This is a genomic window from Pseudomonas sp. MM211 (assembly GCF_020386635.1).
GTDB lineage: Bacteria > Pseudomonadota > Gammaproteobacteria > Pseudomonadales > Pseudomonadaceae > Aquipseudomonas.
In genome coordinates, this window is sequence record NZ_CP081942.1 from 4,245,988 (window position 1) to 4,259,622 (window position 13,635).

Annotated in this window: 12 protein-coding genes and 1 pseudogene; 11 read left to right on the forward strand and 2 right to left on the reverse strand. The window is 63.9% G+C overall.

Annotated elements, in window-relative coordinates:
• Positions 1-12: 12 nt before the first annotated feature.
• The 9 genes from glgX to K5Q02_RS19555 all read left to right on the forward strand — a co-directional run bounded on the left by glgX (position 13) and on the right by K5Q02_RS19555 (position 9,315).
• Positions 13-2,142 (forward strand): glycogen debranching protein GlgX, encoded by a 2,130-nt coding sequence (glgX, locus tag K5Q02_RS19515; RefSeq protein ID WP_225833356.1) that lies wholly within the window; start codon positions 13-15, stop codon positions 2,140-2,142.
• Entirely contained in the window at positions 2,139-3,176 is a 1,038-nt protein-coding gene (locus K5Q02_RS19520) for an acyl-CoA dehydrogenase family protein (protein WP_225833357.1), read from the forward strand. The genes glgX and K5Q02_RS19520 overlap by 4 nt, the downstream gene beginning before the upstream one ends.
• Positions 3,173-3,931 (forward strand): PIG-L deacetylase family protein, encoded by a 759-nt coding sequence (locus K5Q02_RS19525; RefSeq protein WP_225833359.1) that lies wholly within the window; start codon positions 3,173-3,175, stop codon positions 3,929-3,931. Before K5Q02_RS19520 ends, K5Q02_RS19525 begins: the two co-directional genes overlap by 4 nt.
• Complete coding sequence (locus tag K5Q02_RS19530) at positions 3,928-4,554, forward strand: class I SAM-dependent DNA methyltransferase (protein WP_225833360.1); 627 nt, start codon at positions 3,928-3,930, stop codon at positions 4,552-4,554. Before K5Q02_RS19525 ends, K5Q02_RS19530 begins: the two co-directional genes overlap by 4 nt.
• Positions 4,551-5,195 (forward strand): glycosyltransferase, encoded by a 645-nt coding sequence (locus tag K5Q02_RS19535; protein ID WP_225833362.1) that lies wholly within the window; start codon positions 4,551-4,553, stop codon positions 5,193-5,195. The genes K5Q02_RS19530 and K5Q02_RS19535 overlap by 4 nt, the downstream gene beginning before the upstream one ends.
• An 818-nt stretch (positions 5,196-6,013) precedes the next feature.
• The gene (locus tag K5Q02_RS19540) at positions 6,014-6,793 is read left to right on the forward strand and encodes an endonuclease/exonuclease/phosphatase family protein (RefSeq protein WP_225833364.1); all 780 of its coding nucleotides are present in this window, start codon (positions 6,014-6,016) and stop codon (positions 6,791-6,793) included.
• On the forward strand, positions 6,790-8,022 hold the full coding sequence (gene clsB, locus K5Q02_RS19545; protein WP_225833366.1) for a cardiolipin synthase ClsB: 1,233 nt from the start codon (positions 6,790-6,792) through the stop codon (positions 8,020-8,022). The genes K5Q02_RS19540 and clsB overlap by 4 nt, the downstream gene beginning before the upstream one ends.
• Positions 8,019-9,011: a lysylphosphatidylglycerol synthase domain-containing protein gene (locus tag K5Q02_RS19550; protein ID WP_225833367.1), complete on the forward strand. Its 993-nt coding sequence runs from the start codon at positions 8,019-8,021 to the stop codon at positions 9,009-9,011. The genes clsB and K5Q02_RS19550 overlap by 4 nt, the downstream gene beginning before the upstream one ends.
• 91 nt (positions 9,012-9,102) lie before the next feature.
• Positions 9,103-9,315, forward strand: a complete 213-nt coding sequence (locus K5Q02_RS19555) for a DUF3079 domain-containing protein (RefSeq protein ID WP_225833369.1) — start codon at positions 9,103-9,105, stop codon at positions 9,313-9,315.
• On the opposite strand, the gene K5Q02_RS19560 is transcribed toward K5Q02_RS19555, so the two are convergent.
• Positions 9,312-10,538 carry a PrpF domain-containing protein gene (locus tag K5Q02_RS19560; protein ID WP_225833371.1) on the reverse strand — a complete coding sequence of 409 codons (1,227 nt, stop codon included), beginning with the start codon at positions 10,536-10,538 and terminating at the stop codon, positions 9,312-9,314. The two genes, K5Q02_RS19555 and K5Q02_RS19560, sit on opposite strands and share 4 nt — an antisense overlap.
• 707 nt (positions 10,539-11,245) lie before the next feature.
• Between K5Q02_RS19560 and K5Q02_RS19565 the strand changes: the two are divergent.
• A pseudogene (locus tag K5Q02_RS19565) lies at positions 11,246-11,437 on the forward strand (GNAT family N-acetyltransferase); the annotation flags it as partial.
• Here the strand turns inward: K5Q02_RS19565 and pdxR are convergent.
• On the reverse strand, positions 11,434-12,906 hold the full coding sequence (pdxR, locus tag K5Q02_RS19570) for a MocR-like pyridoxine biosynthesis transcription factor PdxR (RefSeq protein ID WP_225833373.1): 1,473 nt from the start codon (positions 12,904-12,906) through the stop codon (positions 11,434-11,436). The pseudogene K5Q02_RS19565 and the gene pdxR overlap by 4 nt on opposite strands.
• Before the next feature lie 90 nt (positions 12,907-12,996).
• Here pdxR and K5Q02_RS19575 point away from each other — a divergent pair, with 90 nt between their 5' ends.
• On the forward strand, positions 12,997-13,623 hold the full coding sequence (locus K5Q02_RS19575; RefSeq protein WP_225833375.1) for an FMN-binding negative transcriptional regulator: 627 nt from the start codon (positions 12,997-12,999) through the stop codon (positions 13,621-13,623).
• Positions 13,624-13,635: the final 12 nt, after the last annotated feature.

Sequence of the window (13,635 nt, forward strand, 5' to 3'; positions counted from 1 at the left end):
GAGCCACCCAGAATGAGTCAACCACGCTCGCGTATTACCGAAGGTCACCCCTTTCCATTGGGGTCGACCTGGGATGGTTTGGGCGTCAACTTCGCGCTCTTCTCGGCTCACGCCACCAAGGTCGAGCTGTGCATCTTCGATCCTGACGGCCTGGAAGAGATCGAGCGCATCGAATTGCCGGAGTACAGTGACGAAATCTGGCACGGCTACCTGCCCGATGCACACCCGGGGCTGATTTACGGCTACCGGGTTTACGGCCCTTACGAGCCGGAAGCCGGGCACCGTTTCAACCCCAACAAGCTGCTGATCGACCCCTACGCCAAGCAGTTGGTTGGCGAATTGAAGTGGTCGGAAGCGCTGTTCGGCTACGAGATCGGCCATCCCGATGGCGACCTCAGCTTCGACGAGCGTGACAGTGCGCCCTTCGTGCCCAAGTGCAAGGTCGTCGACCCGGCTTACACCTGGGGCAAACACCGCAACCATCGCGTCGACTGGGACAAGACGGTGCTTTACGAAGCCCATCTGCGCGGCCTGACCATGCGTCACCCGTCGGTGGCCGAAGAAAAGCGCGGCACCTTCGCCGGGCTGATGAACGCCGACGTGATCAAGCACATCCGCAAACTGGGTGTTTCCTCGGTGGAACTGCTGCCCGTGCATGCCTTCGTCAATGACCAGCACCTGCTGGAAAAGGGCATGAACAACTACTGGGGCTACAACAGCATCGGCTTCTTCGCGCCTCACCCGCGCTACCTGGCCAGTGGGCACATCAACGAGTTCAAGGAGATGGCCGCGCACCTGCACGACGCCGGCCTCGAGCTGATTCTCGACGTGGTCTACAACCACACCGCCGAAGGCAACGAGCTGGGCCCTACCCTGTCCATGCGCGGTATCGACAACGCCAGCTATTACCGGCTGATGCCCGACGACAAGCGTTACTACATCAACGATTCCGGCACCGGCAACACCCTGGATTTGAGCCACCCTTGCGTGCTGCAGATGGTTACCGACTCGCTGCGCTACTGGGCCAAGGAAATGGGCGTAGACGGTTTCCGCTTCGACCTGGCGACTATTCTCGCCCGTGCCCACGACGGTTACGACGAGCGCCACAGCTTCCTGGTCGCCTGTCGCCAGGATCCGGTACTGAGCAAGGTCAAGCTGATCGCCGAGCCGTGGGACTGCGGCCCGGGTGGTTATCAGGTCGGTGGTTTCCCACCGGGCTGGGCAGAGTGGAACGACAAGTTCCGTGACAACGTACGGGGCTTCTGGAAAGGCGACGAAGGTCAGTTGGCCGAGCTCGCCAGCCGCCTGACCGCGTCCGGCGACCTGTACAACCAGCGTGGTCGACGTCCGTTCACGTCGGTGAATTTCATCACCGCTCACGACGGTTTCACCCTCAATGACCTAGTGTCGTACAACGACAAGCACAACGAGGACAACGACGAGAACAACCAGGACGGCAGCAACAACAACCTGTCCTGGAACCACGGCGTCGAGGGGCCGACCGACGACGAGGAAATCAGCGACCTGCGCCAACGCCAGATGCGCAATTTCATGGCCACCCTGCTGCTCGCCCAGGGCACACCGATGCTGGTGGCCGGTGACGAATTCGCCCGTACCCAGCACGGCAACAACAATGCCTACTGCCAGGACAGCGAAATCGGCTGGATCGACTGGAACCTCGGCGAACAGGGCAAGCAACTGCAAGCCTTCGTCAGCCGCCTGATCAAGCTACGCATGAGCTACCCAATCCTGCGTCGTGGCCGCTTCTTCGTCGGTGCCTACAACGAAGAGCTGGGGGTCAAGGATGTCACCTGGCTGGCGCCCCATGGCGAAGAGATGAGCGAAGAGAACTGGCATGACCCGAACGCCCGCTGCCTGGGCATGTTGCTCGATGGCCGCGCGCAGCCGACCGGCATTCGCCGCAGCGGTGCAGACGCGACGCTGCTGCTGGTGGTCAACGCGCACCACGACGTGGTCAATTTCCGTCTGCCGGAAGTCGCCCAGGGTAGTCACTGGACGTGCATGCTCGACACCAACCGCACCGATGAACCGGAAGACGAAAGCTTCCAGTTCGGCGACGAGTTCACCGTGACTCATCGCTCCCTGGTGCTCTTCGAGCTGCACAAGGAAAAGCAGGCATGAAGCCCGGCGGCGGCTCTCCCGTGGATCGCCTCGGCGTTCTGCTGGACGAGCTGCCGCTCGCTGCACCGATCCAACCCGAGGCCCTCGCCCATGCGTTGCAAACGTTATGTGGCGCCGGCCTCGACCAATTACCGCAGCCCGGCGGTGGCCATACCCTGCAACGTTGGCAGGCGTTGGCCGCGGTCGCTGCACACGATTTGAGCCTGTGCAAACTCTACGAAGGACACACTGACGCCCTGGCGATCATGCAGCACTTCGCGGCAGCGACGCCGCCCAGCGACAGTACCTGGGGCATGTGGGCCGCCGAGCCGCCCCAGGCTCGCGTCGAGCTGCATGCCGAGCACAGCGATGGCAGTGTCCGTCTGCATGGGCGCAAGGCCTGGTGTTCCGGCGCCAAGGTACTCAGCCATGGGCTGCTCACGGCCTGGAATGCCAACGGCGAGCAGCAGCTGGTGGCCGTCGCGCTGGCCCAGCCAGGCGTGAGCGTCAGCAATGAAGGCTGGCAGGCAATCGGCATGCAGGCCACGCAAAGCGTGGAGGTGTCGTTCGAGGGGGCTCGCGGGTACCGCGTGGGGCCACCCGGTGGCTACCTCGAGCGCCCAGGCTTCTGGCAGGGCGGTGCCGGTATCGCCGCCTGCTGGTATGGCTCGGCGCAGTTCATCGGCGAGGCACTGCGCAAGCACTGCGCGCGCCACGATGAACCCCATGCCCTCGCCCACCTCGGCGAGGTGGACAACACACTGTTCGCGGCCGCCAGTGCCTTGCGCGATTGCGCCCGCTGGATCGACGCCAACCCACAGGCAAGCGCCGAATTAGCGGTGCGCCGGGTACGTGCTTCGTGCGAAAGCGCTGTCGACAGCGTGATTCGTCACGTCGGCCGCGCGCTGGGCGCCGCCCCGTATTGCCGTGACGGCACGCTCGCCAGGCATCTGGCCGACCTGCCGGTGTACCTGCGGCAGAGCCATGCAGAACGCGACCTAGCCGACCTCGGCAGCCTCGCAGCGCGACAACAACCAGGGAGCTGGATGCTATGAAAGCCAATCCGATTCAAGGACAAGGCACCTCGCCGCAAGCGTGGAAAGCTTCACGGCATTTGGCCCAGGTAGCCGATATCGACTGCGCAGAGCTGGTACCGGCAGGCTCACGGGCGGTGATCATCTCGCCCCATCCGGATGATGAAATCCTTGGTTGCGGTGGTTTGCTGCAACTGCTCGCGCACGAGCAACGCCACGTTCTACTGATATCGGTTACCGATGGCGGAGCCAGTCACCAGGGCTCGCGTTACTGGACGCCGCAACGGCTCAGCATCGTCCGCCCGCAAGAAAGTGCCGACGCATTGAAGCGCCTGGGCCTGCCGCTCAACCAGATGCAATGGGTTCATGGTGGTTTTCCCGATACCGGCGTAGCCGCGAGGGAAAATGAGCTGCGCGACTTTCTCAAAACCTACCTGCAACCTAGCGACGTGGTGTTCACCACCTGGAGCGAGGATGGCCACAGCGACCACGAGGCCGTAGGTCGTGCCTCCCTGGCGGCAGCTCAGGAATGTGGCGCGCGTATGCACGAGATACCGGTGTGGGCCTGGCACTGGGCCAACCCGGAAGACCTGCGCATTCCGTGGGACAGAGCGCGCAAACTACAGCTGGATAAAAGGGTTCAGGCGCGCAAGCGTCATGCGGTACAGGCCTTTGCCAGCCAGCTGTACAGCGACCCGGACACGGGCCACGAGCCGGTACTGTCGGCGATCACCGTGGAGCGTCTGCAGCAACCATTCGAGGTGGTGTTCTTATGAGCGTCGCAGACAACTATTTCGAAAAGCTCTACAAGGGCAGCCAGGATCCCTGGTCATTCCGCGAGCGCTGGTACGAGCAACGCAAGCGCAACTTGACGCTCGCTGCCCTGCCACGCAACCACTACGGCAGCATCTTCGAGCCGGGGTGTGCCAATGGTGAACTCAGCGTCCGTTTGTCGGAGCGCTGCACTCAATTGCTATGCAGCGACACCTCGGCAATCGCCCTGGAACTGGCCCGCAATCGCCTCGCCCATCGCAGCAACGTGCGCCTGCTACAGACCCGCCTGCCCGAGCAGTGGCCCGAAGGCGGATTCGACCTGATAGTGCTCAGTGAGCTGTGCTACTACCTCGACCAGAAAGATCTCGATCAGTTGATCGAGCGGGCTCGAACATCCCTCAATCAGGGCGGCAACTTGCTCGCCTGCCACTGGCGCTGGCCGATCGACGAATGCCCGCAGAACGGTGACCAGGTACACGAGCGTATCCACCAGGCACTGGGTCTGCCACGCCTGCTGCGCCATGAAGACGCCGATATGGTTCTCGAGGTATGGGGCACCCAGAGCACATCAGTGGCGCAGCGTGAGGGGCTGGCGCCCAGCACGGGTGACGAGTCGCCAGCATGATCGGCATCGTGATTCCTGCTCATAACGAAGAGCTGTCGCTCGACCAGTGCCTCGATGCGGTGCTGACGGCCGCTGCTCATCCCGAGCTGGAGATGGCTGTTCGCGTTCTGGTCGTGCTCGACAGCTGCACCGATGGTTCAGCCAGCGTGATCGCCAACTACCCGGTCGAGACCCTCACCATCCAGGCACAGAACGTAGGCCTGGCGCGTGCTGCTGGTATCGAGTGGCTGTTGTCCCACGGCGCCACCTGGATCGCCTGCTCGGATGCCGACAGCCGCGTCGCACCGGACTGGCTGGTACGCCAGCTGAGCCTGAACGCCGACATGGTATGCGGCACCGTACAGGTCGCCGAATGGGGCGATCTCGGCCTGGACGTGCAGGCGCGCTACCAGAGCGCCTACCAGGCCCGCGACGGACACCGGCATATCCACGGCGCCAATCTGTCCTTCAGCGCCGCCTGCTACCGCCGCGCGGGTGGCTTCAAGGCCATCCCTGTCGATGAAGACGTACAACTGGTGGCAGCCTTCGAACGTATCGGCGCGCATATCGCCTGGAGCTGCCTGCCGCAGGTGTACACCAGCGCACGACTGGATTGCCGTGCCCGCGGTGGTTTCGGCGACTATCTCAAGTCCCTGCTCTGACACCTGCTCCGCGCCGACTCCCGCTGCCCAGCTGGCAAAAACCTTGAACCGCGCCCCCGCCGCTCCAGTCGGAATTTAACGACGCCTGGAACGCGCACGGCTGCCCAGTAGCCTCGCTGAACCACCTCGACCACCGACAGGAGGACAGAATGAAAGTCAGCGATCTCATGGCTCGCGGCGTACAGACCATCACACCGCTCCAGGCCGCTCACGAAGCGGCGGCGCCAACGCAGGTCTGTCCACGGTGCACTGAGCCATGCCGATAGAGCCAACGCGAAGGCAACCGGTTGCGTGTGTGCCAAGCCACGCGCGCAGCCTGCCAGCCAGCACCCTTTGCCGCGGTGAATACCCTTGAGCCGGGTTATCGGCCTAAGTGCCTCGTTCTGCGCCCTGCAAACGTCCGGGCGCATTGCCGAGTTGCGCGACGTTTACAGTTACCTAGGGTCTGTTCCCGTTTCACGCACGGCCGCGCCGGAGCCAGTTTTTGCGCGAGACCAGGCACGAGATGCGAAGTTTGGCGGGCCAAATGAGCCATCGAGTAACGCCGCATCGCGCAAAAACTGGCCCGGCCCTGCGGGTTGCGCGGGAAATGGTCTCCGCTGTCGTTGCAGGACTTGGCAAGGGAACAACCATTCCCGGCGTCCTGCGCCTAACCGGAGGCCATTTCTCGCAGCAACGCGGCTCGCGCTGAAACGGGAACAGACCCTAGACAACGCTCTCAAAGTACGCGCGCCCTACGACGCCTACTCGCTTTTACAGAAGTTCGACCTGGCCGAGGGGTTGCCCAATGCCCCTGGTCGGTCGCCAGGAGTTTCCCCATGAGCACCCACCAACCGGCACCGACCGAACTGGCTACGGCGGTACACACGCTGAAGATTCTCACGGTCAACACCCACAAGGGGTTCACCGCCCTGAATCGGCGCTTCATCCTGCCGGAGCTGCGCGATGCGGTACGTACGCTGTCGGCGGACATGGTGTTCCTGCAGGAAGTACATGGCACCCACGAGCACCACGCCAAGCGCTACGAAGACTGGCCACCGACGCCGCAATACGAGTTTCTCGCCGACAGCATGTGGCCGCAGTTCGCTTATGGCCGCAACGCCGTCTACCCCCATGGCGATCATGGCAACGCACTGCTGTCGAAGTTTCCCATCCTGCGTCACGAGAACCTGGATATCTCCATCGGCACCCAGGAACAGCGCGGGCTGCTGCACTCGGTGCTCGACGTGCCGGGCCACGCCGAAGTACACGCCATCTGCGTGCACCTGGGGCTGCGGGAAATCCATCGCAAGCAGCAGCTGGGTCTGCTCTGCAAGGTGCTCGACCGCCTGCCTGCCGATGCGCCGGTGATCGTCGCGGGTGACTTCAACGACTGGCGCAAACGCGCCGATGGGCTGCTGGCCGCCAGCGGTCTGAAGGAAGCCTTCGTCAGCGAACATGGCGCGCCGGCCAAGAGCTTCCCCGCGCGCTGGCCGCTGCTGTGCCTGGATCGCATCTATGTGCGTAACGCAACCACTCACAACCCGCAGGTGCTGTCGACCCGCCCCTGGTCGCACCTGTCGGATCATGCACCGTTGGCTGTGGAGATACGGCTATGAAGTACGACTGGCGTGATGGCAACCAGGTCGATTTGCTGATCAACGGCGAGGATTTCTTTCCTGCTGTGTTCGAGAGCATCCGCAACGCCCAGCGTGAGGTGCTGCTGGAAACCTTCATCATCTTCGAAGACAAGGTCGGCATGGAGTTGCAGGAAGCGTTGATCGCTGCCGCACACAACGGCGCCCGCGTAGAGATCACCGTGGATGGCTACGGTACCGCCGACCTGTCGAAAGAATACGTGGCGGCCCTGGTCGCTGCCGGCGTGCGCGTGCACATGTTCGATCCGGGCAAGCGCCTGATGGGCATGCGTACCAACCTGTTCCGCCGCCTGCACCGCAAGATCGTGGTGATCGACAGCGAGCTGGCCTACATCGGTGGCATCAACTTCGGCGTCGATCACCTCATCGCCAATGGGCCGATGGCCAAGCAGGACTACGCGGTTCGTGTACGCGGCCCTATCGTTGCCGATCTGCACGCTGCCAGCGAGCGCCTGCTGGAGGCGCGCGATGACCGTGAAGTGGCCCTGCGCCGCAGCAATCAGCCGACTCAGCACCGGCATGCCGGCAACAGCCGGATGCTCATGGCGATCCGCGACAACGGCGACGACACCAACACCATCGAACAGCATTACCTGGACGCCATCCGCAATGCCCAGCATCGCCTGGTGGTGGCCAACGCCTATTTCTTCCCGGGCTACCGCCTGCTGCGCGAATTGCGCAACGCGGCGCGGCGTGGGGTCAAGGTCACCCTGATTCTCCAGGGCCAACCGGACATGCCGCTGGTGCGGTTGTGTTCGCGGCTGACCTACAACTACCTGCTGCGCGACGGCGTGACCATCTACGAATACTGCCAGCGCCCGCTGCACGGCAAGGTGGCGCTGGCCGATCACGAATGGTCGACCGTGGGCTCCAGCAACCTGGATCCTCTGAGCCTGTCGCTGAACCTGGAAGCCAACGTGATCGTCCGTGACCCGGCCCTCAATCGCCGCCTGTACGAGCACCTGATGGAACTGGCCACCTCGAGCTGCAAATCGGTGCCGCTCAAGCGGGTGATGCGCGGCTACTGGTGGCGCGCGCCGCTGATCTTCATGTGCTTCCACTTCCTGCGCCATTTCCCGGCCATCGCCGGCTGGTTCCCGGCCCACTCGCCACGGCTCAAGCTGTTGCAACCGACAGTCGAGGCGCCACAGTGCAGCACCCTGCAGATCGACCAGGAGAAAGTCTCGTGAGCGAGCCCGACGACAAGCAAGGCAAACCAGTGTGGCGCTGGGCCAAGCGGTTGCTGACCCTGTGCTTCTTCATCCTGGTGCCGGTGCTGCTGTTCATGCTGGTCAAGAACCTCGACTGGCAGGAAGTCAGCAAGGCCCTACGCAGTTACAGCAGCGGCATCTTGCTCGCCGCGATCGGCGTGTCGGCGCTGAGTTATGCCGTTTACTCGAGCTTCGACCTGATCGGCCGCGCCTACACCGGCCACAAGCTGCCCGCCCGGCAGATCCTGCCGCTGACTTTTGTGTGCTACGCCTTCACCCTCAACCTGAGCTCCTGGGTGGGCGGCGTGGCCCTGCGCTACCGCCTGTATTCGCGCCTCGGGCTCAAGGTCTCGACCATCACCCGCGTGCTGAGCATGAGCCTGATCACCAACTGGCTGGGCTACATCCTGCTGGCAGGCGTGATCTTCACCTTCGGATTGCTCAAGCTGCCGGAAGGCTGGGCCATCGGCGCCACGGGCCTGCGCATTATCGGCCTGGCGCTGCTGGCGGTGGGCATCGGCTACCTGCTTGCCTGCCAGTTCTCCAAGCGCCGCACCTGGAAAGTGCGTGGCCATGAGCTGACGCTCCCTGCGCTGCCAATGGCGCTGCTGCAGGCGGGCCTGGGTGCGCTGAACTGGTCGCTGATGGCGCTGATCATCTACCTGTTGCTGCCGGAAGAAGCCTTCTACCCGATGATTCTCGGCATCTTGATGATCAGCAGCATCGCCGGAGTGATCACCCACATCCCGGCCGGGCTGGGGGTGATCGAGGCCGTGTTCATCGCCCTGTTGCAGCATGAAATGTCCAAGGGCAGCATCGTCGCCGCGCTGATCGGCTACCGGGCGATCTACTTCCTGTTGCCACTGGCCGTCGCCTGCGTGGTGTATCTGGTGCTGGAAAAACGGGCCAAGAAGCTTCGCCAGAACAGCAATCAGGAAGCTTCCAGCGAAGCGACTGACCCGGCCTGAGGGTCAGCATCGACAGCGGCCCTGCTGACCTAGGTCAAGGGCCGCGACGCCGGACGCGCTAGCCTGAGCCTGTAGCTGAGGAGTGCGCGACATGGCCAAGAAATTCCCCCTGCATCCGAAGAACCCCGAGCGCATCTGCTGGGGGTGCGACCGCTATTGTGGTGCCGACGATCTGCAGTGTGGTAACGGTGCAGGCCGCACCCAGCATCCCATCGAGATGCTCGGTGACGACTGGTACCTGCATGGCGACTGGGGCATCGAGCCTCCGCCCGCCGAACAGCGACGCAAACAGCGTGAGCTCTAGCGTTGCGTCAACGGCAATAGCGCTTCGACCAGCGCCGGTGAGGCGCGATACAGCGGCACATGCCCGCGCAGTAATACCTGCGCCGTGCGCCGATAGGCGGCACTGCTGACCTGCAGCTTGCCCTCGTACTCACGGGCCACCACCGTGGTGGCGAGGATACCCGCCGGGTTTTCAATGGCCACTTCGATATCGGCAAACTCGCCCGACGGTGCGGCTAACCCGGTAGCTACCTGCCAGGCTACCGAACCGGGGATCAGCGCCGCGGCCGCCAGGCAGCAACCACCAGAAACCGCCATCGAGGCATGCAGTGCCTGGGGGGTGAAATAGCGCACCGAGATATTACCGTCCCCCTGAGGTGGGCCGACGATGCAGACCTTGGGCTGGGTTTCACTGCGCGCCAGCTCGTCCGCCGTCATCAGCTCACCGTCGCGGCGGCGCAGCTGCATCCGCAGACCGGCCTCGATCCACACGCGGCGCAGATCGGCCATGAAGGCCTGATCGTTCTGCAGTTCGGCGAGGGGCTCATGGGCGGTCTTGCCGAAATCGCTGGCCAGGGCGATGACCATCGGCACCGCCACATCGACACAGGACACCGCACGCCCGTCGATCTGTTCGACCACCTGCCCGGTCGGCAGCAACTGCCCGGTCTTGGCGCCCACGGGGTCATGCAGAAACAGATCGACAGACGGAAACTCGCCGCTGACACCCGGAATCGACGCGCTGACCAGAGCGCCTTCGGCAGTACGCCCGATGCGCCCGGTGCTGATCACCCCGGTATTGCTGTTGCGAATACTGATATCGCGGCTTTCGCCCGCCGCTGCCGTCACCAGGCCGACGTCTAGCGCCCACAGTGGCAGCGCGCTGGACAGGTTGCCGCAATTCACGCTCCAGTCGATGGCGGCGTGATCACTGGCCAGTTGCGCCAGGGTGCTGACCAATCGCTCGCCGTCACGGGTCGCTTCCCAGTCGACGATGAACACCTTGTTGCTGGTCGGAGCGCCACGGCCCAGGCCGGTGATCTGTCGATTGCCGGGCTGTGAACCACTCAGGGGCACGCCCATCAGGTGGCGCAACAGCTCCTCACGCAACGCCGGATCGGCAGGCGCGAACGGCTCCCAGATCACCAGGCCGGTGGACGTCCCGCCGCGCACATGGTGCACCGGAAACTCGAGCAGGCCCTCACGCAGACGGGGCTTGAATTCGGCAGACTGCAACATCCGCATCGGCATTTCCTCGTGCTTGGGTGGGCGCCCATCTTAACCTGTTCAGGGGCTTTGCCTGGTCGGGCGGTGGTGCGATCGTTCGGTGGGCTGAAGCCCACCCTACTCCCCAGGGACATCAACCGTAGGGTGGCGCTTTAGCCCACCAAAGGCATTCAACGCCGATGGTGGCTGGCTATTCAGAGCATGCGGCTCGGAGCTTCGGGCTGTGGGCGTTGTCGGTGGTGGGCTGAAGCCCACCCTACTCCAAAGCGGCATCAACCGTAGGGTGGCGCTTTAGCCCACCAATACCATTCAACACCGATGGTGGCTGGCTATTCAGAGCATGCGGCTCGGAGCTTCGGGCTGTGGGCGTTGTCGGTGGTGGGCTGAAGCCCACCCTACTCCACAGGGGCATCAACCGTAGGGTGGCGCTTTAGCCCACCAATACCATTCAACACCGATGGTGGCTGGCTATTCAGAGCATGCGGCTCGGAGCTTCGGGCTGTGGGCATTGTCGGTGGTGGGCTGAAGCCCACCCTACTCCCCAGGGGCATCAACCGTAGGGTGGAGCTTTAGCCCACCAAAGCCATTCAACGCCGATGGTGGCTGGCTATTCAGAGCATGCGGCTCGGAGCTTCGGGCTGTGGGCATTGTCGGTGGTGGGCTGAAGCCCACCCCACTCCCCAGGGGCATCGACCGTAGGGTGGCGCTTTAGCCCACCAAAGCCATTCAACGCCGATGAGCTGAACGAGAAGTCCCGCGCGGCGATCCTCGCGATTGGAGCTGTGCAGGAGGGCATCGTGCGCCACGAACGAATCATGCCCGACGGTCGCAAGCGCAACTCGGTGCGTTTCAGCATCATCGACAGTGAGTGGCCCGCCGTGAAGGCTCGTCTACAGGCGAAGATGGCGCCGGTCTAATCAGACAGTTTCCAAGCACCCCGCAAGGCCTGCAATGCCTCGCCGATCGTCTTTTCCGGCACCGCCGCGAAGCCGAGCACCAGGCCAGCGCGTTCGTCCATCGACGTATCACCGCCGGGTAGCCAGTAGTTGCTGAGTGGGTTGATCTCCACACTCACCGCGGCCGCAGCGGCAACCAGTTCCCGCTCTCGCGCCAGGCTTTCGCAGCGCACGCTCAGGTGCAGACCGGCGTGTACATCGGGCAGTGGCGCGCAGCCCGGCAAGGACTGCGGCCAGCCCGCCAGCAGCGCATCCCGACGGGCGCGGGCGGCATTGCGCATGCGACGGATATGCCGCTGGAAATGCCCGGCGGCGATGAACTCGGCCATTACCGCCTGGGTGCCGACTTCCGAGTGGCGCATATCCACCGCACGACGCCGGGCGAAGGCAGCAGCCAGACGGGGTGGCAATACCAGATAGCCAAGCCGAAGCGCCGGAAAGGCGATTTTGCAGAAGGTGCCGACGTAGAGCAAACGCTGCCCACGATCCAGTGCGGCCAACGGCGCCAGCGGCGTGCCGCTGTAACGGTACTCGCCGTCGTAATCGTCCTCGATGATCCAGGCGTCATTACGCTCGGCCCAGTCGAGCAGCGCCAGGCGTCTGGGCAGCGACAGCGTCACCCCGGTCGGATACTGGTGCGAAGGCGTGACATAGGCCAGCCTACACGGCCCTGCCCGCTCCAGCGCCGCGACATCCAGGCCGTCGGCATCGACGGCAATGCCGCGCAGCTGTGCACCGGCAATGCTAAAGGCATGGCCCGCGGCACGGTAACCCGGATCTTCGACGGCCACCGGATCGCCCGGCCCAACCAGTAATTGCGCGCACAGGCTGATTGCCTGCTGTGCGCCGCAGGTGACGATGATCTGCGCTGGATCGCACTGCAGGCCCCGGCTGCTGCGCAGGTACGCGGCGATCAATTCGCGCAGTTGCGGGTCACCAGCGGGGTCACCATAGCCCAGCCGTGCCGGCGAAGGCCTGCGCCAGAAACGCGCCGACAGCCGCGCCCAGGTCTCGAACGGAAACAGATCGAAAGCCGGCACGCCAACCCGAAACGCCCGCGGCGCACCGGATAACGGCGCCGGCAGATGGTGCTCGTCGAGCAGTTGCAGCGCGGCGCTGCTGGCCGCCCCCGGCGCTTCGCTGACTGGCGGCTCCGCTACTGCGGCAATGGCGGCCACATAGGTGCCATCGCCAACCCGGCCCTGCACGTAGCCTTCGGCATAGAGCTGATCCAGCGCACGGTTCACCGTATTGCGGGATACGCCCAGGCGCTCGGCCAATTGCCGGCTGGCGGGCAAGCGCGTGCCGCCAGGCAGACGGCCATCGAGCACGCGTTCGCGCAGGGCCTGGTAGAGCTGGCGGGACAATCCCTTGCCGGGATGCAGACGCAGACCGGAAAGGTCGACCGGCAGAGGAGCTGAAGATGCCATAGATTGGCCCCATGAAAGTCATTGAAAATGGATCTTACAACAGACCAATACCAGTTTTAGCATAAGCGCATCTACTGATTGGAATGCCCCATGTATGTACCTTCCGCTTTCCGCCAGAACGACCTCGCCGCCCTGCACCGGGAGATTGCCGGCTGCCGCTTGGCTACTCTGATCAGCCATGGCGAGACCGGCCTGCAAGCCAGCCACCTGCCCTTGCTGCTACGCCCCGAAGAAGGCCAGCACGGCACGCTGTACGGCCACTTGGCGCGGGCCAATCCGCACTGGCGGGTACTGGCCGAAGGCGGTGAAGCGCTGGTGATTTTCAACAGCGCCGATGCCTATATCAGCCCGTCCTGGTACCCGGCCAAGGCCGAGCACGGCAAGGTAGTACCCACCTGGAATTACATCGCAGTGCATGCCTACGGCCAGGCTGCGGTTTTCGATGACGGCGAGCGCCTGTTGAGCCTGCTCGACGAACTCACCGACCGTCACGAGAACCCGCGCCCACAGCCCTGGGCGCTGAGCGATGCCCCCGAGGACTACATCGCCGGCATGCTGCGTGCCATCGTCGGCTTCGCGCTGCCCATCGAGCGCCTGGAAGGCAAATGGAAGCTCGGCCAGAACCGTAGCGAAGCGGATCGCCAGGGCGTGCATGACGGCCTCAGCGCCAGTGCTGATCCCCGCGACCGCGCCCTGGCGCAGCGCATGAATGACTAATCACCGAGGAGA

Coding starts and splice junctions, on each gene's coding strand:
- glgX (WP_225833356.1), top strand. CDS start 13: ATGAGTCAACCACGCTCGCGTATTACCGAAGGTCACCCCTTTCCATTG.
- K5Q02_RS19520 (WP_225833357.1), top strand. CDS start 2,139: ATGAAGCCCGGCGGCGGCTCTCCCGTGGATCGCCTCGGCGTTCTGCTG.
- K5Q02_RS19525 (WP_225833359.1), top strand. CDS start 3,173: ATGAAAGCCAATCCGATTCAAGGACAAGGCACCTCGCCGCAAGCGTGG.
- K5Q02_RS19530 (WP_225833360.1), top strand. CDS start 3,928: ATGAGCGTCGCAGACAACTATTTCGAAAAGCTCTACAAGGGCAGCCAG.
- K5Q02_RS19535 (WP_225833362.1), top strand. CDS start 4,551: ATGATCGGCATCGTGATTCCTGCTCATAACGAAGAGCTGTCGCTCGAC.
- K5Q02_RS19540 (WP_225833364.1), top strand. CDS start 6,014: ATGAGCACCCACCAACCGGCACCGACCGAACTGGCTACGGCGGTACAC.
- clsB (WP_225833366.1), top strand. CDS start 6,790: ATGAAGTACGACTGGCGTGATGGCAACCAGGTCGATTTGCTGATCAAC.
- K5Q02_RS19555 (WP_225833369.1), top strand. CDS start 9,103: ATGGCCAAGAAATTCCCCCTGCATCCGAAGAACCCCGAGCGCATCTGC.
- K5Q02_RS19560 (WP_225833371.1), bottom strand. CDS start 10,538: ATGCGGATGTTGCAGTCTGCCGAATTCAAGCCCCGTCTGCGTGAGGGC.
- pdxR (WP_225833373.1), bottom strand. CDS start 12,906: ATGGCATCTTCAGCTCCTCTGCCGGTCGACCTTTCCGGTCTGCGTCTG.
- K5Q02_RS19575 (WP_225833375.1), top strand. CDS start 12,997: ATGTATGTACCTTCCGCTTTCCGCCAGAACGACCTCGCCGCCCTGCAC.